General features: G+C 64.6%; 18 protein-coding genes. 6 read left to right on the forward strand and 12 right to left on the reverse strand.

All coding sequences use genetic code 11. The features are described 5' to 3' along the window. The first annotated feature begins 262 nt into the window (after positions 1-262). The gene (locus AC1DTQ_RS14195; protein WP_477850408.1) at positions 263-4,684 is read left to right on the forward strand and encodes an ESPR-type extended signal peptide-containing protein; all 4,422 of its coding nucleotides are present in this window, start codon (positions 263-265) and stop codon (positions 4,682-4,684) included. 83 nt (positions 4,685-4,767) lie between these two features. After that, a complete protein-coding gene (locus tag AC1DTQ_RS14200) occupies positions 4,768-6,645 on the forward strand; it encodes a S8 family peptidase (RefSeq protein ID WP_477850409.1) in 1,878 nt (625 codons plus the stop codon). A 90-nt stretch (positions 6,646-6,735) separates the two neighbouring features. Here the strand turns inward: AC1DTQ_RS14200 and AC1DTQ_RS14205 are convergent, their stop codons facing one another. Continuing rightward, positions 6,736-9,234, reverse strand: a complete 2,499-nt coding sequence (locus AC1DTQ_RS14205; RefSeq protein WP_477850411.1) for an EAL domain-containing protein — start codon at positions 9,232-9,234, stop codon at positions 6,736-6,738. Between the two features lie 278 nt (positions 9,235-9,512). Next, positions 9,513-10,895 carry an L-serine ammonia-lyase gene (locus AC1DTQ_RS14210; RefSeq protein ID WP_477850413.1) on the reverse strand — a complete coding sequence of 461 codons (1,383 nt, stop codon included), beginning with the start codon at positions 10,893-10,895 and terminating at the stop codon, positions 9,513-9,515. 67 nt (positions 10,896-10,962) lie between these two features. Between AC1DTQ_RS14210 and AC1DTQ_RS14215 the strand changes: the two genes are divergently transcribed. Then, entirely contained in the window at positions 10,963-11,193 is a 231-nt protein-coding gene (locus tag AC1DTQ_RS14215; RefSeq protein WP_477850414.1) for a glutaredoxin family protein, read from the forward strand. A 195-nt stretch (positions 11,194-11,388) separates the two neighbouring features. Further along, positions 11,389-11,844: a hypothetical protein gene (locus tag AC1DTQ_RS14220; protein WP_477850415.1), complete on the forward strand. Its 456-nt coding sequence runs from the start codon at positions 11,389-11,391 to the stop codon at positions 11,842-11,844. On the opposite strand, the gene AC1DTQ_RS14225 is transcribed toward AC1DTQ_RS14220, so the two are convergent. From AC1DTQ_RS14225 to AC1DTQ_RS14240, 4 genes are read right to left on the reverse strand one after another with little or no spacing between them, the layout of a single operon-like run. Further along, positions 11,804-12,745 carry an alpha/beta hydrolase gene (locus AC1DTQ_RS14225; protein ID WP_477850416.1) on the reverse strand — a complete coding sequence of 314 codons (942 nt, stop codon included), beginning with the start codon at positions 12,743-12,745 and terminating at the stop codon, positions 11,804-11,806. The genes AC1DTQ_RS14220 and AC1DTQ_RS14225 overlap by 41 nt on opposite strands. Before the next feature lie 7 nt (positions 12,746-12,752). Further along, complete coding sequence (locus AC1DTQ_RS14230) at positions 12,753-13,337, reverse strand: YceI family protein (protein ID WP_477850417.1); 585 nt, start codon at positions 13,335-13,337, stop codon at positions 12,753-12,755. Continuing rightward, a complete protein-coding gene (locus AC1DTQ_RS14235; protein ID WP_477850418.1) occupies positions 13,327-13,947 on the reverse strand; it encodes a cytochrome b in 621 nt (206 codons plus the stop codon). The genes AC1DTQ_RS14230 and AC1DTQ_RS14235 overlap by 11 nt, the downstream gene beginning before the upstream one ends. Beyond that, the gene (locus AC1DTQ_RS14240; protein ID WP_477850419.1) at positions 13,944-14,621 is read right to left on the reverse strand and encodes a YceI family protein; all 678 of its coding nucleotides are present in this window, start codon (positions 14,619-14,621) and stop codon (positions 13,944-13,946) included. The genes AC1DTQ_RS14235 and AC1DTQ_RS14240 overlap by 4 nt, the downstream gene beginning before the upstream one ends. 106 nt (positions 14,622-14,727) lie before the next feature. Here AC1DTQ_RS14240 and AC1DTQ_RS14245 point away from each other — a divergent pair, with 106 nt between their 5' ends. After that, positions 14,728-18,258, forward strand: a complete 3,531-nt coding sequence (locus AC1DTQ_RS14245; RefSeq protein WP_477850420.1) for a hybrid sensor histidine kinase/response regulator — start codon at positions 14,728-14,730, stop codon at positions 18,256-18,258. Positions 18,259-18,378: 120 nt separating this feature from the next. Here the strand turns inward: AC1DTQ_RS14245 and AC1DTQ_RS14250 are convergent, their stop codons facing one another. Genes AC1DTQ_RS14250 through AC1DTQ_RS14270 form a run of 5 tightly spaced genes read right to left on the reverse strand, consistent with a single transcriptional unit; the run spans position 18,379 to position 22,057 of the window. Next, complete coding sequence (locus tag AC1DTQ_RS14250) at positions 18,379-19,005, reverse strand: hypothetical protein (protein ID WP_477850421.1); 627 nt, start codon at positions 19,003-19,005, stop codon at positions 18,379-18,381. Positions 19,006-19,039: 34 nt separating this feature from the next. Then, entirely contained in the window at positions 19,040-20,104 is a 1,065-nt protein-coding gene (hemE, locus tag AC1DTQ_RS14255) for a uroporphyrinogen decarboxylase (protein ID WP_477850422.1), read from the reverse strand. 44 nt (positions 20,105-20,148) lie between these two features. Beyond that, positions 20,149-20,403, reverse strand: a complete 255-nt coding sequence (locus tag AC1DTQ_RS14260; protein WP_310089729.1) for a WGR domain-containing protein — start codon at positions 20,401-20,403, stop codon at positions 20,149-20,151. Positions 20,404-20,411: 8 nt separating this feature from the next. Beyond that, positions 20,412-21,518, reverse strand: coding sequence for a 3-dehydroquinate synthase (gene aroB / locus AC1DTQ_RS14265; RefSeq protein WP_477850423.1), 1,107 nt, complete (start codon positions 21,516-21,518; stop codon positions 20,412-20,414). Beyond that, entirely contained in the window at positions 21,515-22,057 is a 543-nt protein-coding gene (locus tag AC1DTQ_RS14270) for a shikimate kinase (protein ID WP_477850424.1), read from the reverse strand. The genes aroB and AC1DTQ_RS14270 overlap by 4 nt, the downstream gene beginning before the upstream one ends. Positions 22,058-22,171: 114 nt before the next feature. On the opposite strand from AC1DTQ_RS14270, the gene AC1DTQ_RS14275 reads away from it, so the two are divergent. Next, positions 22,172-22,375, forward strand: coding sequence for a dodecin family protein (locus AC1DTQ_RS14275; RefSeq protein ID WP_310089732.1), 204 nt, complete (start codon positions 22,172-22,174; stop codon positions 22,373-22,375). A gap of 48 nt (positions 22,376-22,423) precedes the next feature. Here AC1DTQ_RS14275 and AC1DTQ_RS14280 read toward each other — a convergent pair whose 3' ends face one another. After that, complete coding sequence (locus AC1DTQ_RS14280; protein WP_477850426.1) at positions 22,424-23,239, reverse strand: kinase; 816 nt, start codon at positions 23,237-23,239, stop codon at positions 22,424-22,426. Between the last annotated feature and the right edge of the window lie 29 nt (positions 23,240-23,268).

The following is a 23,268-nucleotide window of genomic DNA, read 5'->3' on the forward strand; positions in this document are numbered from 1 at the left end:
GATCAGGCGGTGAGAATGGCGTGAGTATCGAGTGAGAACGTGCGCGTGACAACCGAAGCGCCGGGGCCGTACTTTCGACCACGGCCCAAGGCGGTGATCTTTCGGGGCACGCCACACGAAAGCCAGACAGTTGCCCAAGGCGGGGGCGGGTCTCAAAAAAACTGCAAAACGATGCTGCGGCAACGTCCGGCTCGATCCGGGCGTTCATGGCCGACGGGCGTCCTTTGCTCCTAAAAAAACTATCTGGTGAGAGAGGGGTTGGATGAACAAGGTATTCAGTCTGGTATGGAGCCGGTCCAAGCAAGCGCTGGTGGTCGCGTCTGAGCTGGCGTCGGCGCAGGGCAGGAAAGAGAGTCGGCCGCGTTTGCGCGATGCCACCCTGGATGCGGTGCTGCTGAGCTGCGGTATCGCCATGGCGCTGCCGGCGGCTCACGCCGCGGAGCTCACCATCGAACGCGAGGGCGATGTCTGCACTGCACGCGTGGCGGGCCAGACCGAAGGCAGGCACATCGACTGCGCTTTGTTCGACCAAGCCAATGTCGGCATCAACGCGGTGGTCGGCAGCGGCTACTTCCTGGCCGACGGCGTCGGCGACGGCAGCGACGACCCCACAGTTTCCGGTGACGGTGCGCTGGCGGCCGGCCGCAATAGTTTCGCGGTGAATAACGCCACCACCGCGGTCGGCAGCGAAAGCGCCGCGGTAGGTTTGGGCGCCAGCGCGTTCGGCCAGGGCGCCATGGCGTTCGGCGACGCCAGCGTCGCGATCGGACAAAGTGCCTACGCCTCCGGCGATGGCCCGGTCATGGGTTTGGGCAACACCGCGATCGGTGCTTCGGCTTCGGCCGAAGCCGAGCAGGGCGGCACCGCGGTCGGTGCGCTCAGCCTCGCTGCCGGTACCGGTTCCACGGCCATCGGCGGTGATGCGCAGGCCTATGGCGATGGCAGCCTGGTGGCTGGTTTCGGCAGCGGCGCCAATGGCGAGGCCGGCGTAGCGCTTGGCGCCAATTCGCGGGCCCTGGGCGGCGACTTCGGCGTCGCCATCGGTGGCTCCAGCTATGCGATCGGCCAAGGTGCCACCAGTGTTGGCGGTCTGGCCTGGGCGGAAGGCGATTACGCGCTGGCATCGGGCTATTACTCCACCGCCGTGGGTGATGGCAGCATCGCGCTCGGAGGCGGTATCGGCGTGGATCTCGACGGCGACGGTTTGATCGGTCCGGGTGAGGCCACCCTTGCAGCGGGTTCTCACGCAGTCGCGCTCGGCTATCAGGCTGCGGCTCTCGGCGACGGTGCATTGGCATTAGGCGATCAGGCCCAGGCCTTGCAGCTCAACGCCACCGCCGTCGGCGCCATGAGCGTGGCGGCGGGCGAATCCAGCACCGCCACCGGCGCCAACAGTGTGGCCAACGGTGTGGAGAGCAGCGCTTACGGCGCCAACAGCTATGCCGACGCTGATTATTCGACCGCGCTGGGTAGCGGCAGTCTGGCCTTGGGCAGTGGTTCGACCGCAGTCGGCGCCGGCGCCAACGCGTTGGGCACGGAGAGCGTGGCCAGCGGCTACGGCAGCATCGCCCTCGGCGAATATTCCACTGCGCAAGGCAGCAACAGCCAAGCACTGGGCACGGCTTCGGTCGCGATGGGCGTCGACAGCTTAGCCAGTGGCTACGCTGGCATAGCGGTCGGCGCGGGTACCGAAGCGAGCGATTTCTCTACCGCCGTCGGTATGTCGAGCATCGCTTCCGGATACGCCTCCAGCGCCTATGGCGTCGAATCGTGGGCACTGGGCGATCAATCGCTGGCGATAGGTCTTCAGGCCACCGCCACCGGTGCTAGTTCTATCGCCATCGGCGTCCAGGCCAACGCATGGGCGCCTGGCGGCTATAGAAGCGTCGCCATCGGTGGCATGAGCACGGCCAATGGCCAGGACGCGGTTTCCTTAGGCACTTTGAGTCAGGCGGGAGGTTCCAGCTCGGTCGCTATCGGCGGAACGATGACTTGCATGGATTTCATGTGCATCGAACAGAACACAGGCGCCTGGGGTATCAACAGCATCGCGCTTGGCGCCGGTGCGGGCGCGCAAGGGGACCTCAGCGCCGCGCTGGGCGGTGGTGCCAGCGCATTCGGGGTGAGTTCGCTTGCGCTGGGCTCGTACTCGCAGGCGTGGACCGACGGCTCGGTCGCACTTGGCCAGAATGCGCTGGCGACTAGCGAGAACTCAGTTGCGATAGGCGCCAATTCGGTCAGCACGCGCGACAACACGGTATCGGTGGGCAGCGAGTGGTCGGGCACCACGCGCCAGATCACCAACGTCGCCGCCGGTACCGAAGACACCGATGCGGTCAACGTGGCGCAGTTGAATGCGGTGGCCGACAGCGTCGGCGACGCCAACGACTATCTCTCGGTCAACGGCTTGGACGACGGAACCGATGCGGCCATTGCCGAGGGCGAGAACGCCAGCGCGGTGGGCGCCAATGCGGTGGCCATCGGCACAGAGAGCAGCGCATTCGGTTACCAGAGCAACGCCGTCGGCGATTACTCGACCGCGATAGGCGGCGGCAGTCTGGCGTTGGGAACGGGCTCGTCGGCTGTCGGCACCGGCGCCAGCGCTATCGGCGATTACAGCAGCGCCAACGGCTATGGTGCGATCGCGGAAGGATCCAACAGCAGCGCGTTCGGCAACAACGCATGGGCGGCGGGCAACAACAGCTTCGCCGGCGGCGATAGCGCGCAAGCCAATGGCGGTGGCAGCGTGGCCTTGGGCGACAGCAGTGTCGCCAATGGTACCGGCGGCGTTTCCGTCGGTGCCGGTAGCGAGTCGAACGGCCGCTCGGCCATAGCGATCGGCGGCTTGGCGCTGGCCGATGCTCCGTTCACGACGGCGATCGGCGCCTTCGCAACAGCGAACGGCTGGCAGAGCGTCGCGATCGGCACAGGCGCCTACGCCACCGATTTCAACGCGACGGCGATCGGCTCGAACAGCATGTCAGGCATCGGCGGCGTCGCGATCGGCGCAGGAGCGGCCTCCGGGTACTGGTCCTTCGACGAGGAAAGCGGCCAGAACGTTTTTGTCGGGTCGCAAGGCACGGCTGTCGGCCAGAACGCTGCGGCAACCGGACAGTTCAGCACCGCACTAGGCGGGTTCTCGGACGGCTCATTCGCTTCGGCGGGTGCGGCAGGGATGTACAGCACGGCCCTGGGCGCAGGCGCTTATGCAGGTTCGTATTGGGACAGCACCCTGGTCGGCGACTACACCACCGCAGTCGGAGCCGAAAGCTGGGCGACTGGCGGTTCGGCCACCTCGCTGGGCTACAACAGTTTCGCCCAGGCCGACCACGCCACTGTGCTGGGTGCCAATGCCTGGACCACGGCCGACGCGAGCAACAGCGTCGCGCTGGGCGAAGGTTCGTTGGCAGATCGGGCCAACACGGTCTCGGTGGGCGCGGCCCAGGCATGGACCGATGCCGGCGGCAACGTGCATGCGGCCATCGATCGTCAGATCACCAACGTCGCCGCAGGCACCGAGGCCACCGATGCGGTGAATCTGGCGCAGTTGAACGAGGTGGCGGACAACCTGGGCGAATTTACCCAGAACGCGGTCGCCTACGACGACGATGATCACAGCACGCTGACACTGGATGGCGCGGACGGCAGCACCATTTCCAACCTCGCTGCCGGCACCCAGGCCACCGATGCGGTGAACGTGGAGCAGCTGAACTCGGTCGCCGCCGCTTTCGGCGGTGGCGCGAGCCTGGGTCCGAACGGCATGCTGATCGTGCCGACCTACACGATCCAAGGCGGTAGCTACGGCAACGTCGGCGATGCGTTCGGCGCCATCGACGGCATGCTCAGCGGATTGAACGGACGCCTGACTCAGATCGAGCAAACCATAGGCGGAGGCGGCGGCAACGGCGCGCCCACGGGTACCGGCGACGGTCTGGCGATCGGCACCGGCAGCAATGCGACCGACACCACCGACACCGCCGTGGGCAACGGTGCCAATGTCGGCGCCGACAACGGCACTGCGATAGGCAACAACAGCAGCATCGCCGCCAGCGCCACCGATTCGGTCGCGATAGGCGCCGATGCCAGCGTGACCGCAACCTCGGGCACCGCCATCGGCCAGGGCGCCACGGTGACCGGCGCAGGCTCGGTCGCTTTGGGCCAGGGTTCGGTGGCCGATCAGGCCAATACGGTCTCGGTGGGCAGCGCCGGCAATGAGCGTCGCGTCACCAACGTTGCCGCCGGCGTCGCCGTCACCGATGCGGCCAACGTGGGACAGATGCAGGCCGGCGATGCCGCAACGCTGGCTTCGGCCAACGACTACACCGACGCTACCGCGACCGAAACGCTGTCGGCCGCCAACGCCTACACCGACAGCCGCTTCCAGACTTTCGACGACGACTTCACCGCGCTGCGCAACGATGTGGACCATCGTTTCAGCCAGCAGGATCGCCGCATCGACAAGATGGGCGCGATGAGCTCGGCGATGATGAACATGTCGATCAACGCCGCCGGCAGCCGCAGCCCGCGCGGCCGCATAGCGGTCGGCGCCGGTTGGCAGAACGGCGAGAGCGCGCTGTCGGTCGGTTATTCGAAACAGATCGGCACGCGAGCTTCCTTCAGCATCGGCGGCGCTTTCAGCAGCGATGAGAAATCGGCCGGCGTCGGTTTCGGTCTCGATCTCTGATTCCCGGCTTCTTCCATCCCATGCATGGCGGGCAGTCGACGAAGACGCCCGCCCCATCACCCTGATCCTTCGGAGAAATACCCATGAAGAACAAGCGCAATCTCACCGCCAGTATTCTGGCCGTTTCGGTCATCGCCGCCGTCACCTCTTATGCGGCCAGCAACAACGGCGCCGGCGGCGTCAGTTTCGGCGCTGCCGCCAGCGGCTCGACCGGCAATCCGACGCGCGCCGCAGTCGCGCAAACCGGCAGGAAAAACCTGTTGTCCGCCGCGCCGGCGCAAACCGGCTTCGATCGATTCATCGTCAAGTACAAAGATGGCAGCGCCGCCAAGCTCAGCCGTAGCACTTTGATCGGCAACCTCACTGCCGCCGGAGTCAGGGCTGGCGTGATCACTTCCTCGGCGAGCAGGGGCGCGCCTGCGGCCATGGGCTTCAGCCATGTGCGCACGCTGGGCATCGGCGCCGACCTGGTGCGCGCTTCGCGCCGTTTGACCCCGACCGAAAGCACCGCGCTGCTGACCCAACTGCGCGCCGATCCGAACGTGGTTTACGCGCAGCCCGACTACATCAAGCAACGCCTGGACTTCATTCCCAACGACACACGTTTCGACCTGCAGTGGGATTTCACTGATCTGACGGTGGGCATCGGCGCGCCCAAGGCCTGGGACACTTCCAGCGGTACGGGCGTGGTGGTGGCGGTGCTGGACACCGGTTATGTCGATCATGCCGACCTGGACGGCAATGTCGTGTCGGGCTACGACTTCATCATCGACACTACGGTGGCTGGCGACGGCGACGGCCGTGATGCCGATGCGCACGATCCCGGCGACTGGGAAGGTGGCGGCAGCAGTTCCTGGCACGGCACGCACGTGGCCGGTACGGTCGCGGCGGTGACCAACAACGCCAAAGGCGTAGCCGGCGTAGCCTACGGCGCCAGGATGATGCCGGTACGCGTGCTCGGCCACGGCGGCGGTTACACTTCCGACATCGCCGACGCCATCACCTGGGCTTCCGGCGGCACGGTCGCCGGAGTGACCAGCCTGGATCCGGCCGATGTCGCCGACGTGATCAACATGAGCCTCGGCGGTTACGGCGCATGCAACGATGATCCGGTGACCCAAGCCGCAGTGGATGGCGCTATCAGCCGCGGCACCACGATCGTGGTGGCGGCCGGCAACGACAACGACGATGCCGCTTTCCACTCGCCGGCCAGTTGCAAGGGCGTGATAGCGGTTGGCGCCAGCGGCGTGGACGGCGGCCGTTCCTACTTCTCCAACTATGGTCCGACCGTGGCTCTGTCGGCGCCGGGCGGCAATGCCACCAGCATGTCCGATCCGGACAACCGCTGGATCTGGTCGACCGGCAACAGCGGCACCACCACGCCGGTCGCCAGCCCTGCGGGCGACGTGCTGATGGGCTACATCGGCACCTCGCAAGCCAGCCCGCACGTGGCCGGCACGGTCGCGTTGATGCAGTCCGCCCGCGTCGCCGCCGGCAAGGCGGTATTGACCCCGGCCGAGGTGAAGACCATGTTGCGCAACACCGCCAAGCCGTTCACGGTGTTGCCGCCGCTGGCCAAGCCGCAGGGTCCCGGCATCCTGGATGCGGCCGCGGCCGTCTTTGCCGCGACCCAGGACATTCCGGCCGATACCAGTACCTTGCTGACCAATCGCGTGGCGCTGGCGGGCCAGAGCGGCACGTCCGGTGAAGCGGTGGTCTACAAGATCGTGGTGCCTGCAGGCAAGACCAGCGTCAATCTGCGCACTTATGGCGGTACCGGCGATGTTTCGCTGTATGTGGCCCGCGACCGCGTCCCCACCGCATCCAGCTACGACCGCAAGTCGGTCAAGTCGGGCAACAGCGAAACCGTGGTGATCACCAGCCCGGCCGCCGGCACGTACTACATGACCGTGGTCGGCGAAACCGCGTTCGCCAACGTGTCGGTGCTGGCTTTGTACTAATAACCAGCGCAGGAACGGGAGCGATCCCGTGCCCTCTGCGAGTCGATCAGCGCCCGGGATACCCGGGCGTTTTTTTGCGGTGCGTTCTGCTTAAGCCCTAAGCCGGATTCGTATATGACGTTCGAAGTCGGCTGCCGACATTGGTCGCCCGAACAGATAGCCTTGCGCCTCGCCGCAATCGCAGGCCAGCAGCGGTGCGAGTTGGGTTTCGCGTTCTATACCTTCGGCGACCACGGTCATGCCCAGACTGTTTCCGAGCTCGGCCACCGCGCGCACGATTGCCCGGCCGGGACCGACCTGATCGATCTGGTCGATGAAGCTACGGTCGATCTTGAGTTTGCCGAGCGGGAACTGGCTCAGGTAGCTGAGGCTGGAATAGCCGGTGCCGAAGTCGTCCAGCGCGATCACCACGCCCAGATCCGACAGGGCGTGCATGGTGGCGATGCTCGATTCGGGGTCGTACATGATTTGGCGCTCGGTGATTTCAAGTTCCAGGTCGCCGGCCGGATAGTCGTGCTGATGCAGCGCCTCGGTTACCGCGTCGCGCAGGCGGGCGGCGTTGCGGAACTGGGTGCCGGAGACATTCACCGCCATGCGCAACGAGGCCAGGCCTCGCGCGCGCCATTGCGCCGATTGGCGGATGGCTTCGATCAGCACCCATTCGCCTAGCGATTCCATCAGACCGTTCTCTTCGGCGACCGGGATGAAGGTGGCGGGCGTGATCCGGCCGTGCTTGGGATGATCCCAGTAGACCAGGGCCTCGGCGCCGATGACGCGTCGGCTCTGCAGTTCGACGATAGGTTGATAGAGCACGACCAGTTGATCGCGTTCGGTGGCCTGGCGCAGTTCGTTGAGCATGATGAAGCGGCGCGTGACGGTCTCCTCCATGTCGGTCTGGAAGCGCAGGTGTAGGTTCTTGCCCGCCGCCTTGGCGTGGTAGAGCGCATTGTCGGCGCGGCGCAACAGCAAATCGTGTTTGTCGCCATGCTCGGGATAGCGCACGCTGCCGATGCTGAGAGTGACCGCCAGTTGCTCGCCCTCGACCCGCAGCGGCAGCGATATGCGTCGGATCAGTTCGTTGGCGATGCCGTCGTCCCGGAGCGTGCTGCCTGCCGGCAGCAGGACGATGAACTCATCGCCGCCGAAGCGGAACACTTCGCCATTGATGCCGACCGCATCGCGCAAGCGCTGCGCTACCTGGGTCAGGACGCGGTCGCCCGCGCCATGGCCGAGCGAATCGTTGATTTCCTTGAATCCGTCCAGGTCGGTGAACAACAGGCCGAAACCGGCATCGCCGCGGCGATTCACCAGCTCGGCGAGGCGAAGCTGGAATTGGCTGCGGTTGGGCAGTCCGGTCAGGCCGTCGAAGTAGGCGAGGCGTTTTATATGTTCCTCCGCCTGCTTGCGTTCGGTGAGGTCGATAATGGTGGCCAGTACCACCTGGCGATCATCGACCGTCAACGGGTTGAGCCGGAGTTCTACTGGAACCTCACTGCCGTCCTTGCGCAGACAGTACATGTCGCGTCCGGCGTCGATCCGGCGAAGCTGCGGGATCAGGTTGTAACTGTCGCCAAGCCCGCCATGCCCGAGGCGGAAGCGGGCCGGCACCAGGAGGTCCACGGATTTGCCGATCAACTCGGTTTGCGGGTAGCCAAGCAGGCCTTCGGCTGCGATGTTGGACAGCATGATGCGGCCGTCGCTGTCGACCATCAACATCGCGCTAGGCGTGTTCTCTACTAAAGTGCGAAAGCGCTGCTCGCTGGCGCGTAGGTCGCAGGTCAGTTCCCAAGCAAGCGCTTCCGCCTGCGCGCGCACCTCCGCGCTATGGGTGAGCTTAGCCTCGGCGTCGCGGAGGTGCTGCCGAGCCCTGCGTTGATCGCGATGCGAGCCCACGGTCATCACCGCGAGGAACAGCAGGGTGTTGCTGACGATGGCCAGACTCAGTTGCTCGCCGGGTACTGCGTTCGGACGCGTTGCGCAATAGGTTTCCGGGCCGAGCAGCATGGCTTGCATGCCGGTGTAGTGCATGCCGCAGATTCCGAGCCCCATGAGCGCCGCGGCGCCGACCTGGATGTTGAAATGGCTCTCGCCACGATCCCAGGAGAAGCGCGTCAGCAACACAAGCGCGATCAGCGAGACCACGACCGCTACGGCGACTGAAGCCGCTACCCATGCGATCGACCAAGCGGGTGGCGGGACGAAAGTGATCGCGGCCATGCCCGAGTAATGCATGACGCAGATTCCGAGCCCCATCAACAGTGCCGCGAGCAACAACTGCGGCCATTCGCGTTTGCGCGTGCCGGCGATATACAGGGCTAGGGCGGAAGACAGGATGGCCGGTAGCACCGAGGCCGCCGTCATAGGCAGGTCGTAGAGAATGGGCACCGGCAGATGGAAAGCGAGCATACCCATGAAATGCATGGACCAAATGCCCAGGCCGAGCGCCGTTCCGCCCGCCCATATCCACAGTACGGTCCGGTGCGCCGCTGCCTCGCGAACGCGCCCGGCGAGCTGGATCGCCACGAACGCTGCGAACCAGGCAATCAGGAACGACAGGATGACCGTCCATAGGTCGTATTGGCCCTGCACCGACGCTCCCCTAGAGACGTGACCCGCATTCCAGGCCGGGATGCTGGCACTGTAGTTGCATAAAATGCGGCGAAGCGTGCGCTATGACGCGTTTATGACAACGACGGTGGGCGTACACATCCAGGGGCGAAGCGCTCGCCCGAGCCTCCGTTGGGACGCTGTTGTATTTCCGCGCGGCGTAACGCCGCTTATCGTTTATGTAAGATCAGTAAGCGTTGCCGCCTAGGCATAGAATCGAGAACGATCGACTGTTCGATGCTTGCCGAGACGCGTCCGGCTCAGCACTCGATGACGTTGACCGCCAGTCCGCCGCGGCTGGTTTCCTTGTACTTGTCCTGCATGTCGCGGCCGGTGTCGCGCATGGTCTTGATGACTTTATCCAGAGAGACTTTGTGCTTGCCATCGCCGCGTGCGGCCATTCGGCTGGCGTTGATGGCCTTGACCGCGCCCATCGCATTGCGTTCGATGCAGGGAATCTGCACCAGTCCACCGATCGGATCGCAAGTCAGTCCCAGGTTGTGCTCCATGCCGATTTCGGCGGCATTCTCTATCTGGCTGGACGTACCGCCCAACGCGGCGACCAGACCGCCGGCCGCCATCGAACACGCCACTCCCACTTCGCCCTGGCAACCGACTTCGGCGCCGCTGATCGATGCGTTTTCCTTGTAGAGGATGCCGATGGCCGCGGCGGTCAATAGGAAATCGAAGACGCCTTGCTCGTTCGCGCCAGGGCAGAAGCGGTCGTAGTAATGCAGCACTGAAGGGATGATGCCGGCCGCGCCATTGGTGGGCGCAGTGACCACGCGTCCACCCGCTGCGTTCTCTTCGTTCACCGCCAACGCGTACAGGTTTACCCAGTCCAGCGTGGTCAGCGGATCGCGCATCGCCGCTTCCGGTTTGCTGGACAGTTCGTTGAACAGGGCAGGGGCGCGGCGGGTGACGTGCAAGCCGCCGGGTAAGGTGCCTTCCTGGCGGATGCCGCGGGCCACGCAGCTTTGCATCGCTGTCCAGATCTCGCGCAGACCGGCCTTGATCTCTTCCTCGCTGCGCCAGGATTTTTCGTTCTCGAACATCAGCTGGGCGATGCTGAGTCCGCTGTCGCGCGATTGCGCCAGCAGTTCGTCGCCGCTGTGGAACGGGTAAGGCAACGGGGTTTCGTCGGCGACGATCCGGTCAGAAGCTGCGTCGTCCTGGTTGACCACGAAACCGCCGCCGACCGAGTAATAGTCGCGCGTGGCGATCACTTCGTCGTTGGCGTCGAATGCGGTGAAGCGCATGCCGTTGGTGTGGAAAGGCAGCTTCTGCCGTTTGTTCATCACCAAGTCGCGCTTTTCGTCGAAGGCGACCGGATGGCGGCCCGACAGCAGCAGTTTCTTCTCGCCACGGATGCGGGCGAGCGCGGCGGGTATGACATCGGGATCGATCAGGTTAGGCATGTGGCCTTCCAGCCCCATCAGCACCGCCTTGTCGGTGCCGTGGCCGCGTCCGGTCAGCGCCAGCGAACCGAAGACCTCGGCGCGCAATCGCACGACGTCCTGCAATCGCCCCGGCTCCTCGATCCAACGCGCGACGAAGCGCGCCGCGGCGCGCATGGGGCCGACGGTGTGGGAGGAACTCGGCCCGATGCCGATCTTGAAAAGGTCGAAAGTGCTGACTGCCATGGCGCTATTCTATGCCTTCGCGATGAACCGCCCTCCTGCGGCGCAGCACTTTCCCGGAATTCACCGCTTGCCACTGATCCTCTACCAGCGCGACGACTGCCATCTCTGCGACCTAGCCCTGGAAGTACTGGCAGCGGCGCGGCTGCCCGACTTCGAAAGCGTTTTCATCGATGAGGACGACTTGTTGGAGGCCGCTTACGGAATCCGCGTGCCCGTTTTGCGCGACGAATCGACCGGGCGCGAGCTGGATTGGCCGTTCGATGCCGAAGCAGTGGTGCGCTGGCAGCGTGGCGCTTAGCTGTCGGCTAGCAAAACGACAGCACCGAGGCATAGTTGGGTGCGCCGGAATCTGGTTAGGCTCTAGCCATCCGGACGGGAAAAGGGAAGCAAAGTGAAAAGGCTAGCCCTAGGGCTCGGATTGGCGGTAATAGCGGCGCTCCCGTTGCAGGCGCAGGCGCCGCCATCTTCTCTCCCGCCCCCCGATCTGCGCTCCGTGCTGCAACGTATACATGCCGACTATGTAGACGCATTCGTGGTCAGTGAGGGGTTTGGCAAGAGTCGGCTGACGCCGATGATGCGGCTGCTCTGGAGACCTTATCCCATCGACCACGGGGAACTCAGGGTTCGCGACGTACAACTGGTGGGTATCGCCAAGCACGATCCACCAGTGGTTTATACATCGGTATTCCAGGGTTTCGAGCATGGCGAGAATGGCCCGGAACTCGCCGAGCTCCAGACACGCGGGGTGAACGCCGAAGAAGCACGAGCACTGCTTGTTCTGGCCCGAGGTGAAAAGATCGTGTTCAGCACCGAACCTGGCGGGCTGCGGTTGTTCGGCCCGATCCACGCGCGCTCCGAATGTTTGGACTGCCATCGCAACAAGCAGGCGGGCGACTTGTTGGGTGCGTTCAGTTACCGGCTTGAGCCGGCCCGCTTGCAGAAGCAGTAGCACTTGGCGCAGACGCTGCGCGGTCCGGCAGATGATGCTGGAGGAAGCCCATTACACGGGCTTCGTAGCCAGCGGGATCGAGGTGCTGAAAATCCTGGTGCGCAGCCTGCGCAAGCAGCCAGTATTCCTTGGGGTCCTTGGCGCGAGCGAATAGCGCCGCCGATTCTGCGGGTGTGGTGTGCTGGTCCCTGCCTCCGGCGATGACCATAACGGGGGCGCCGATTGCGGCGATGTGATCGATGGGCCGCAGCTTGTCCATCGAGATTCCCAAACGCGGCTTGATCTGCACCTCCAACAACCTGCTCAGCAACGGAGCGGCATATCCGAAACGCATTGCCATGCGGTTCCGCAACGCCCGCTGCGCATCCGGATATACGGCTTCCAGTACGACGGCATCGAATCCGCTTGGTGAAGGACCCAGCAGGATCGATGCGCCGCCGAGCGATACACCGATGGCGGCGATGGGCTTGCTCGGACGCCTGCTTCGGATCCACTCGCGCGCCGACTGCACGCCAGCCGATTCGCGCAGCCCCAAGGTAATCGCTTCGCCGGAGCTCTCGCCATGCGCCTGCAGATCGACCAGCAGCACCGAGTAACCATGCTTAGCCAGCAATCGCGCGCGCCCAACCATCGCGGTGCGATTTGCACGGATGCCGTGCAACAACAGCGCCGATCCCTTGTCGGTATCGCCCGAAATCCACCAGCCGTGTATCGGCCTCGGTTTGCCCGCAATCACGACAGGTACGGCATGCAAATCTGCGGGAGGCGGACCGATAACCGTGGGACGCGGAGCCACCAGTTGACCGCCCACCCAGTAGCTGAAGGCAAGTCCGGATGCTCCAAGGAGAATAAAAAACAATGCCGTCCCCTTGAGGACGGCATTGCGTTTGCTCGTGAGCATAACTCTCTTACTTGGCAGACTTGAACACGACCTTCGTACTCACCGCCACTTCGTTCGGAATGGTTTTGGTATCGGCCCAGTCGCCGGTGCCGACGCCGAAGTCCAGGCGTTTGACCGTAGCCTTTCCGCTCAGCACCGGTTGCGCACCCGGGGTCCAGGTGAAGGTCAGGGTGACCGGCTTGCTGACGCCGCGCAGGCTCAGGTTGCCGTCGGCCGCGTACTGGTTGCCGCCTAGCGAACGGAATTTCGTCGCCGTATAGCGGGCTTGCGCGAACTTGGCGACGTTGAAGAAATCGGCGCCCGACAATGTGGAATCGCGGTCGCCATTACCGGTGCTGGTGCCGGCCAGCGGGATTACCACCTCCAGCTTCGAGGTCGCCAGCTTGGCCGGATCGAAGCTCAGCGTAGTGGTGAAACTGGCGAATTTGCCGGTGAATACCTCGCCGTCGTACTTGCTGGCGAACACCAGGCTGGACCCTGGCGCCTGCACATAGTCGGCAGCGAAGGCAGGCGCGGTCGCCATAGTCGCCACCAACGCGGCAGCGGTGAGCAGGGGGGAAGCGAAGATGCGCGATTTGGAATCAGGAGACATGCGGGGGTTCCTCGGGTTTCGTGGCGATTGCGGGAGCGGGTTCGTTATCGTCGATGCGCGGTGAACGCTGGGGCAACATGCGGGTAAGCGTGGCGTCGCGCTGGAAAAAATGATGGTAGAAAGCGGCGCCCGCGTGGGCGACGACCAGCGTCACCAGCAACCAGAAACCCCATTCGTGCACGGTAAGAGAAGCGTCGCGCAGCGATTCGTTCGGCGGGCTCAGCTTGGGCATCTCGAACAGGCCGAACCAGCGGAACGGGCGCAATCCGCTGGCCGAGTCGTACAGCCAACCGGAAAGCGGCATGATCAGAATTAGCCCGTACAGCATCCAGTGGGTGACGTCGGCGATTTGTTTCTGCCATGTCGGCGTACCGGGCACCGGCTTGGGCTTGCCCGCGTATAGGCGCCACGCCAGCCGCGCGATGACCAGCACCAACACTGTGATGCCGGTGGATTTGTGCGCGGTGTAGACCCAGAAATACTTCGGTGTCTTCGGCAGCTCGACCATGGTCAGGCCGACGATGGCCATGCCCAGGATCAGCAGCACGATCAACCAGTGAAAGGCTTGGCTTACCGGGCCCCAGCGGTCGGCGGTGTTCTTCAGGGTCATGGCGTGGCTGGCTCCGCGGTTTGGGTAGGCGTGATGGGTGGCGTGGCGGGCGGCGGTACGCCGTCATGTTCGTCGTTGTCGTCATCGTCCTTGCGGGTGCGCGTGGCCTCCACCTCCAAGCGTAGCTCCACGCTGTCGCCGATCACCGACTTCCATGCATCGATACCGAAATCCGCACGGCTGAGGGTGGCGGTGGCGGAAAATCCTGCGGTGCGCCGGAACGGCGGCAGCGGATGGCGCTTGAGCGCATTGAGAGTCACCTCCAACTTCACTTCCTTGGGGACACCGTGCAGGGTCAGCGTGCCGTATACAGAGGCATGCTGCGGGTCGATGGGTTCGATTCGGGTCGAAACGAAGGTGGCGGTCGGGAATTCCTCTACGTCCAGCAGATTGCGCGCCAGTACGGCCTGGTTCCATTTCTCGTCGCCCAGGTCCAGCCGCTGCAGGGGGACGCTGACCTCGAGCCGGGCTGTATTCCAGTCCTCTGGATCGAATTGCAGATGGCCGCTGCTGCCGGACACGGTGCCGATGGCCTTGGAAAAGCCGGCGTGTTCGACTGCGATCATGACCCGGGTATGCACCGGATCCAGTTCATAAGCCGCGCTCGCCGCCCACGCCGGCAGGGCCGACAGCGATATTAAGAGGGCGACGCCAAGGCGGGGGCACGGGTTCATAGGCCCGGGATTCTAGGTGGGTGCTGCTGAAGATACGCCGCTTGCACATGCAACGGTCCGTTGCGATGCTGCCCGCACAGGGAAGCAGGCCAGGTGGGGGTAGGGAATGAAGCGGTGCCTTTGGTTGCTGGGGCTGGTCATGCTGTGCGCCGCCGCGCAGGCGACGGTACCCGAGATACCGCGTTTCCGATTGCTGGGATCTGCCGATGGGCTGCCCGCCACCACTATCCCGGCGCTGGCGCGGGACCGCGAAGGCTACCTGTGGATCGCCACGTGGGATGGGCTGGCCCGCTACGACGGGGTGGGCTTCCAGGTATGGCGGCACAACCCCGACGACTCGGCTTCATTGCCCGGCAACGTCGTGCAGGCGCTGCACATCGATAGCGAAGATCGCATCTGGGTAGCCACGGAGAATGGCGGCCTCAGCGTAATGGGAAAGGAACGTAAAGGTTTCCACCATTACCGCCTGGCCGACCATCCAGAGATGGGTAGCGACGATGTTTTCACCATTGCCAGTCAGGGGAAGGATCTGTGGTTCGGCACTTTCGGCGGCGGTCTGCATCGTCTGTCTCCGCAAGGACTGATCACCGGCTTCCGCGCCGACGAGAAATCGCCCGGCGGCCTGCCGTCGGACACGGTGCTATCGCTTTCCTTCGACCAGAAAGGGGAGCTGTGGATCGGCACCATGGGCGGGTTGGCCCGTTTCGACGGCAAGGCCGTGCACCGGGTCGCGACGCCGGCCGGCGAAGACCTGATGGTCTATTCGGTGACCCGCATCGGCGACACACAGTGGGTCGGCACCTCCGAAGGCGTTTTCCAGTGGCGCGCCGACGGCCATTGGCAGACGCCGGAGTGGTCGCCGATGTTCGCTCGGCCCAATGCGGTGATGACGATCTTGAGCGACGGCAGCGGCGAGTACTGGCTGGCCAGCCAGGGCGGTCTGTGGCGGACCGAAGGCAACGGCGCTCCGGCACCTGTGGTCCACGATGATCTGGGCGCCGGCATAGGCCGCGTAGTGCAGACCGCGTTACTGCAACCCGATGGCGGCATGTGGGTACCGGTGCCTACCAAAGGCTTGGCCTATTTGCGCTCGGATTGGCGGCGCATCGCCGCTTTCTCGCGTGCGCAAGGCCTTGCCGGCGGTGTTTATCGCGGCCTTTCCGCGGCGGGTGCCGACCATATCTGGCTGGCCAGCACTATCGGCAAAGTGGAACGTCTCAATACTCGTACCGGCGAAATCTCGCCATTGGGAATGCACGAAGAAGAGCTCAAGGATATCCGCCTGATTTCGGCGCTGGAAGACAGCAAAGGCCGCCTGTGGCTGGGCTATCGCAAGGGATTGATACGGATCGACTTGGCGACCCGCGAAATGCGCATCTGGGAGACGGAAGACCCGCACGATGCCCATCCCGACGAAAGTACGGTGGATTGGCTAGTGGAGACGCCCGATGGGTTGTGGCTGTCCACTCAGATGGGCAGCGTGCAGCATCGTGACCTGGACACCGGCAAGGTGCTCGACAACTTCGCGGTAGACGCGGATGGTTCGCCGCAATCGGACGTGGAAGCGATGGTGCGCGCGCCCGATGGCGGTTTGTGGCTGGCGGGTGCGCAAGGTCTGCGGCGTTGGCAATCCGAACAACGCAAATTCGTCGCCTTGCCCGCGTTCGGCGAACAACGCGTGTTCGGGTTCGTATTCGAGAGTGCAGATAGGCTCTGGCTGCATCGCCTGTCCGGCCTGGAGGCCTGGCATCGCGACGCTTCCGGTGGTTGGGCACTGGCAAAGCGCGTCACCAATGCGGACGACCTGCCGGCGCTGGAATCCACCGGCTTGCAGATAGACGCGAAGAAACGGCTGTGGCTGGCGACGCGGCGGGGTCTTTTCCGTTTCGATCCGCAAACCAACCAAGTGCGCAATTACGGCGTGCGCGATGGCTTGCTCAGCCAGGAATTCAACGATCGCGCCCTGCTGATGACCGGCGATGGCGTGTTGGCGGGAAGCGCGGCCGATGGTTCGGTGATGCTGCTGGACACGCGCCTGCCCGATCCGGCGCCGATCACCCCGCACCTGGTGCTGGATGCGTTGCAGGTCAGCCGCGAAGATGGAGTCGTCGTGCTGCCGGCTGCGGGCGGATTCACTTTGCAGCCGGGCGACCATGAATTGCAGATCAGCGCGCGCCTGCTTTCCTTCGACGATCCGCTGGTCAATCGCTATCGCTCGCTGCTAGAAGGCTTCGACAAGGATTGGGTGAACCAGGGCGCCAGCGGCGAACGCGCGTTTTCCACGCTGTCGCCGGGCAATTACGTGTTGCACGTGCAAGCGTTCGACGATGTGGGCAACGCCTCGGCCGAACGCATTCTGCGTTTCCAGGTGTCGCCGCCCTGGTGGCGCAGCAAATGGGGAATCGCCGCGTTCGTAGTGATCGGCCTGTTGCTGCTGGGCGTCGCCGGCGCCCTGTATCGGCGTCGCTTGCGTCGCCGTAGCGCTTGGCAGCTGGCCGAGCACAAGCGCGACGTGGCCGAACAGGCGTCGCTGGCCAAGACTCGCTTCCTGGCCACGTTGGGCCACGAAGTGCGCACGCCGATGACCGGCGTGCTGGGCATGAGCGAACTGCTGCTGGCCACGCCGTTGGATCAGAAACAGCGCGGCTATACCCACGCCATCCAAAACGCCGGCACGCATCTCTTGCGTCTGGTCAACGACGCGCTGGATATCGCGCGTATCGAGGCCGGCAAGCTGGAATTGCAACAGCAGGCTTTCGGCGTGCGCGCGTTGGTGGACGAAGTGGTGGGATTGACCGCGCCCATGGCCGAGCAACGCGGCCTCAGCTTTTCCGACGAAGTAGCGGCGAGCGTGCCGGCGGCGCTGCAGGGCGATCCGGTGCGGGTGCGGCAGATCCTGCTCAACCTGCTGGGCAATGCGATCAAATTCACCGAGAAAGGAGGCGTGACCTTGCGTGTCTCGCCCTCTTTGCCGCAGGGAATACGGTTGGCGATCGGCGACACCGGTCCTGGTATCAGCGAGGAACAACAGACCCGCTTGTTCCAGCGTTTCGAGCAGGCCGAGGGCGCGCGCACCGCCGCGCGTTACGGCGGCAGTGGCCTGGGTCTGGCGATTTGCCAGGAGCTGGCGGTGGCCATGGGCGGGCGGATCAGCGTGGAAAGCACGCCGGGGCAGGGCACTTGTTTCACCGTGGAGTTGCCGCTTGCCACCGCCGCGGACCTGCCTTGGCAGCGCCCCGCCGATCCCTCGGCGCCGTCGCCTTCGCTGCGCGTCCTGCTGGTCGAGGACGATGCCACCGTGGCCGAAGTGATCACCGGTTTGCTGCGCGCGCGCGGTCACCAGGTCAGTCACGCAGCACATGGTCTGGCGGCGCTGACGCGAACCGCGACGCAGGCGTTCGACATCGCGCTGCTGGACCTGGATCTGCCGGGTCTGGATGGGTTGGCCCTTGCCCGTCAATTGCGCGCCCAGTCGTTCAAGGCGCCGTTGATCGCGGTGACCGCGCGCGCCGACGCGGAAGCCGAACCGCTGGCGCAAGCGGCGGGTTTCGATGGTTTCCTGCGCAAGCCGGTCACCGGCGATCTGCTGGCGGTAGCCATCGAACAAGCTGTGGCGAGAAGCGAGGCCGCTCCGTAGTGAACCTGGCTTTGTTCGATTTCGACGGCACCATCACCACTCCGGAAATGTTTCCCGATTTCATGCGCTTTCCCGTGGCCCCGCGGCGCTTGGCCGCTGGAAGTGACCTGATCTCTACGCCTAGTCCGACCAGGCTTCCGCGTATACGGTGCGTTGCGGATCGTCCTGCTCCGGGTGGACCCAGATGCCGCCGACCTCGCTGGTCTCCAGATACAAGCCTTCTTCGCTTTCGGTCATGGCGCAGTTGTTCTCCACCAGTGCGGCGGGGTTGTCCTGTTGCGCGCTGCAACGCGCTTCGATGAACTGCTTCAACGCGTCGCGTGCTTCTTGGTAGGGCCGCTGCAGGATGTACTGGTGGTCGCTCCACAAGTCCGAATCCATCAACCGCACCTCGGCCAGCGGCTGACCGGCGAATTGCGCCATGCCGGTTTTGAGAAAACCGGTGATGGTGGTGGCCAGCATGTCGAAACCGGCGTCTTCTTCCTTAAGATCCTCGCATTCCAGATGGACGCGATCGATGCTGCGTTTCCATAGCGGATCGAGTTCGTCGATGCGTTTCGCGCGAATCTGATCGCAGGCCATCGGCAGCTGATTGCCGGCTTCGTCGAAGCTCGGCTGGTGCACGGTCAGCTCGGGGAAATCGCCGCCCGACAACTGCAGTACCGGTGCGGGTGTTGCCGCCCACGAAGACCACGCCAGGGTCGATAGACCCAGCAACATGACGAAGGCGAAGCGGCGGCATTCCATGCGGGCTCCAGGACCGTGCAGGACCAGGAAAAACTCAGGCGGGGTTGCGCGCGGACAGCGTGTGCACGGCATCCACCAGTACGCCCACATGCTCGGGATCCATGTCCGGCGACATGCCGTGGCCGAGGTTGAAGACGTGGCCCGAGCCCTGACCATAGCTGTTCAGCACGTTGCCCACCTGGGTGCGGATCGCTTCGGGCGAACCGTACAGCACCGCCGGATCCAGGTTGCCCTGCAGGGCAACCTTGCCGCCGGTACGGCGGCGCGCTTCGGACAATTCCACCAGCCAGTCCACGCCCACCGCATCGGTGCCGCTTTCGGCCAGCGCTTCCAGGTGCGCGGCGTTGCCCTTGCCGAACAGGATCAGCGGGGTGAATTCCTCGTTCTTGCCGCGGTCCAATTCGCGCGCGATGCGGGTCAGGTAAGGCAGGGAGAATTCGCGGTACATGGCTGGACTGAGCACGCCGCCCCAGGTATCGAAGACCTGCAGGGCTTGCGCGCCCGCCGCGCGCTGCGCGGAGAGGTAGGCGATCACCGCGTCGGTGTTGACCGATAGCAGTCCGTGCAAGGTGGCGGGATCGTTCAGCGCCATCGCCTTGATCCGCGCGAAGTCCTTGCTGCCGCCGCCTTCGACCATATAGCAGGCCAGCGTCCACGGGCTGCCGGAAAAACCGATCAGCGGCACCTTGCCGTCCAGTTCGTCGCGAATCACGCGCACCGCGTCCATCACGTAGCGCAGTTCGGTTTCCATGTCCGGCATGCCGAGCTTGGCCAAGTCGGCGGCGCTACGCACGGTGTTGCGGAATTTCGGGCCTTCGCCGTCGACGAAATAGAGCTCCAGGCCCATCGCATCGGGAATGGTGAGGATGTCGGAGAACAGGATCGCCGCATCCAAGTCGAAACGCGCCAGCGGCTGCAGGGTGACCTCGCAGGCGATCTCCGGATTCTTGGCCATGGCCAGGAAGCTCCCGGCCTTGGCGCGGGTGGCGCGGTATTCGGGTAGATAGCGTCCAGCCTGGCGCATCAGCCAGACGGGAGTGCAGTCCACGGGTTGGCGCTTGAGCGCACGCAGCAGGCGGTCGTTCTTCAGAGCAGTCATGGTAAATCCGGGGGAGAAAAAGTGGAGTCAGGTCGCAAGCACGTTCATTTGGGCGCGTCGGCGCCGCGCACGAAAGTGACCTGGAAGCCGCGTTTGACGTGGCCGTCGCGCGCCTTCTCGAAGGCCGCGGTGGCCTCCTCCTGCAACAGGTACTGCTCGCGCTTGAGTTGGGCACGGCCGCCGAGCTGCCCGGTCTCGCGCAGCAGCTCCCAACCGCCGAACAGATCCGGCTGCAAGGTCAACTGCACGTAGCGGGGCGATTCACCCGCGGTCGGGCGTTGCTGAAGGAAGAGGCGCATGCCTCATTTTAGCCGGAGAGCACCGCCAGCACGCGGCTTTCATCCACATCCGGCACCACTTCGGCCCGTCCGATCCCGCGCCACAGCACCAGCCGCAGGCGGCCGGCCAGGTTTTTCTTGTCCAGGCGCATGCGCGCCAGCAGTGCTTCGGGCGCAAGGCCCGCCGGTATGGAGGTGGGCAAGCCGTAGGCCCGCAGCAAAGCGGTCAACCGCTCGGTGTCGGCGCTTTCCGCCAGCCCCAGCATTGCGGACAGGCGCGCGGCCAGCACCATGCCGACAGCGACCGCTTCGCCGTGATTGAGGTTGTCGTTGTGCGGACTGCCGTAGCCCTGCTCGGTCTCGATGGCATGGCCGAAGGTGTGGCCGAGGTTGAGCAGGGCGCGCTCGCCGCGCTCCAGCGGATCGCGCTCCACGATCTCGGCCTTGTGCTCGCAGCTGCGCGCGATGGCCATGGCCAGAGCGGCATCGTCACCGGCCAGCAATGCCTCGCGCTCGGCTTCCAGCCATTCCAGAAACAACGGATCACGGATCGCCCCGTATTTGATGACCTCGGCCAGTCCCGCACGCAGTTCACGCGGCGGCAGGGTGCGAAGAGTGGAAGTGTCGGCGAATACCGCACGCGGCGGATGGAAGGCGCCGACCAGGTTCTTGCCCTGTGCGATGTCGACCGCGGTCTTGCCGCCGACCGAGGAATCCACCATGGACAACAGCGTGGTCGGCAACTGCACGCAATCCACGCCGCGCATCCAGCAAGCCGCTGCGAAACCGGCAAGATCGCCCACCACGCCGCCGCCCAGGGCGAAAATGCAGGCGTCGCGGGTTGCTCCCAGGGTGGCCAGGGCCTCGATCGCCGCGCCGAAATTCGCCAGCGTCTTCGAAGCTTCGCCCGCCGGCAGCACGAAAGTGCCCACCAGCAGGTCGGGACGCGCTTCGTGCAGGGCTTCGCGTACCGTGGCGACATACAGCGGCGCCACTGTGGAATCGCTCACCAGCAGCACGTGTCGGCCGCGGACGTGGCCCGCAAGCAAAGCTCCGTCCGCCAGCGCGCCGGGACCGATCACGATCCGGTAGGGAGAGTCGCCGCCTACTTCGACGATGCGCGAAACCTCATTCATGCCGCACGCTCGCTTCGTTGCCATTGGCTCGCAAGTAGCTGCGCCAGGGTGGAGGTCGCTCCACCCGGCGACAGACCATCGGTATCCAGCATCAGATCGGCCACTTCCACATAAAAAGGCTCGCGAACAGCGGTCAGATCGCGCAATACCTGCTCGCGGTCGCCACGCTGCAACAAGGGTCGGGCGCGGTCGCGCCCTAGGCGCTTGAGTTGCGCTTCCACACCCACGCGCAGGTAGACCACGAATCCGCGCCGTTGCATCAACGACCGGTTGTCGCAGTCCAAGACCGCGCCGCCGCCGGTGGAGATCATTTTTCCGTCCTCGGCCAGCAGATGCGCCAAGGCGGCCTTTTCGCGCTCGCGGAAACCCGCTTCGCCCAAATGCTCAAAGATGGTGTTGATGGTGGCGCCGCAACGCTCGACCACCACTTGGTCCACGTCGGCGAACTCCAGGCCGAAGCGCTCGGCAAGGCGCCGGCCGATGGAGGTCTTGCCGGCACCCATCGGGCCGACCAGGATCAGATTGGGGGCGGGATTCATGGTGAACAGATGCTATCACCGGCCCGCACCGCTCGGCATTTCTTGCGCAACGTTAACGGTCATGGCGCTACTTTCGTGGGCCCGGCGTAACCCGCCCATATCAAGGAGCAAGCCATGTCGATCGCCAAGATCATCGAAGTCAACGCCTCATCCAAGACCAGCGTCGAAGATGCGGTGAAAAGCGGTCTGAAGAAGACAGCCGAAACGGTGAAAGGAATCAAGGGCGCCTGGGTCAACGAGATCAAGGTGGTCACCGACGACGGCGGCAACATCACCGAATGGCGGGTCAACCTGCGTATCAGCTTCGTAGTCGAGTAAAGATAGAGCGGGCAGTGCCCGCCCCCTGGATCTAGTACGGGGCAGGCTCTACGAAGGCCGCCGTTGCTCATCGAGGGCAACGGTTTTGTCCGCGATGGTGGGCAAGGTGCGCAAGGCCTGCCGGCTAACGCGTTCGAACAGCCGTACGAAACGCTCTACTTGCGGCCGGCTCATCGCTGCGCGTTCCGGATCGCTGGCCTGCAGCGACTGCTCCTGCTGCCAGCGCCACCCGGGAACGACATCGAAGTCCGGCCCCTGCAGGAACCACAACGCGTCGATGGTTTGCCACAGACGGGGATAGTCGTCGGCCAGCGCCGCGTTGCACCACCTGCGCCAGCTTCCACCGGGATCTTCATCCCGCTCCAGCGCATTGATCGGCTGCAACAGCTCATCCGGGTTCTGCGGCGGTGTTTTCAGGAACCAGCCTTCCAGCAGAACGAAATCGCAGCGCCGCTCCATGCTGGGCCAACGCGCCGCAGGCTCGCGGTCATCGGCAAGTTTGTCGAAACGCGGCAATCGCGTCGGTCGGCCTTCGCGCAAGCTCCCGATGGTTTCCAGCGCCAGACCGAGGTCGTGGGTGCCGGGCGGTCCGCGCGTGGCGAGTAGCGGATGCACCTCGCGGGCCAGTTGCAGGCGCTGGTCTTTGCGGAGATAGAAATCGTCGATGGAGAGCACCGCAACGAGATGTCCTCGCGTGCCGGCGAGGGCCGCAATTTGGGCCGCAAGCGTCGATTTCCCGCTTCCCTGCAAACCCGCGATGGCGAATACCGGCGTGGGTTGAGCAAGCGAAAGCGCGGCGTCCAGCGCTGCGGAAACCAACGGCTCCTCGAATCCTGCAGGGCGTGCGTGCGTGTCGACAGTCATGGAGCGACAATAGCGCAAGGCCGGGCCTG

It is taken from the genome of Pseudoxanthomonas sp. P4_B2, from assembly GCF_056402315.1.

Excerpts from the sequence above, each read along its gene's own strand:
- AC1DTQ_RS14195 (WP_477850408.1), top strand. The coding sequence starts at position 263 with ATGAACAAGGTATTCAGTCTGGTATGGAGCCGGTCCAAGCAAGCGCTG.
- AC1DTQ_RS14225 (WP_477850416.1), bottom strand. The coding sequence starts at position 12,745 with ATGCTCACGAGCAAACGCAATGCCGTCCTCAAGGGGACGGCATTGTTT.
- AC1DTQ_RS14210 (WP_477850413.1), bottom strand. The coding sequence starts at position 10,895 with ATGGCAGTCAGCACTTTCGACCTTTTCAAGATCGGCATCGGGCCGAGT.
- AC1DTQ_RS14200 (WP_477850409.1), top strand. The coding sequence starts at position 4,768 with ATGAAGAACAAGCGCAATCTCACCGCCAGTATTCTGGCCGTTTCGGTC.
- aroB (WP_477850423.1), bottom strand. The coding sequence starts at position 21,518 with ATGAATGAGGTTTCGCGCATCGTCGAAGTAGGCGGCGACTCTCCCTAC.
- AC1DTQ_RS14245 (WP_477850420.1), top strand. The coding sequence starts at position 14,728 with ATGAAGCGGTGCCTTTGGTTGCTGGGGCTGGTCATGCTGTGCGCCGCC.
- AC1DTQ_RS14240 (WP_477850419.1), bottom strand. The coding sequence starts at position 14,621 with ATGAACCCGTGCCCCCGCCTTGGCGTCGCCCTCTTAATATCGCTGTCG.
- hemE (WP_477850422.1), bottom strand. The coding sequence starts at position 20,104 with ATGACTGCTCTGAAGAACGACCGCCTGCTGCGTGCGCTCAAGCGCCAA.
- AC1DTQ_RS14235 (WP_477850418.1), bottom strand. The coding sequence starts at position 13,947 with ATGACCCTGAAGAACACCGCCGACCGCTGGGGCCCGGTAAGCCAAGCC.
- AC1DTQ_RS14270 (WP_477850424.1), bottom strand. The coding sequence starts at position 22,057 with ATGAATCCCGCCCCCAATCTGATCCTGGTCGGCCCGATGGGTGCCGGC.
- AC1DTQ_RS14280 (WP_477850426.1), bottom strand. The coding sequence starts at position 23,239 with ATGACTGTCGACACGCACGCACGCCCTGCAGGATTCGAGGAGCCGTTG.
- AC1DTQ_RS14250 (WP_477850421.1), bottom strand. The coding sequence starts at position 19,005 with ATGGAATGCCGCCGCTTCGCCTTCGTCATGTTGCTGGGTCTATCGACC.
- AC1DTQ_RS14230 (WP_477850417.1), bottom strand. The coding sequence starts at position 13,337 with ATGTCTCCTGATTCCAAATCGCGCATCTTCGCTTCCCCCCTGCTCACC.
- AC1DTQ_RS14260 (WP_310089729.1), bottom strand. The coding sequence starts at position 20,403 with ATGCGCCTCTTCCTTCAGCAACGCCCGACCGCGGGTGAATCGCCCCGC.
- AC1DTQ_RS14275 (WP_310089732.1), top strand. The coding sequence starts at position 22,172 with ATGTCGATCGCCAAGATCATCGAAGTCAACGCCTCATCCAAGACCAGC.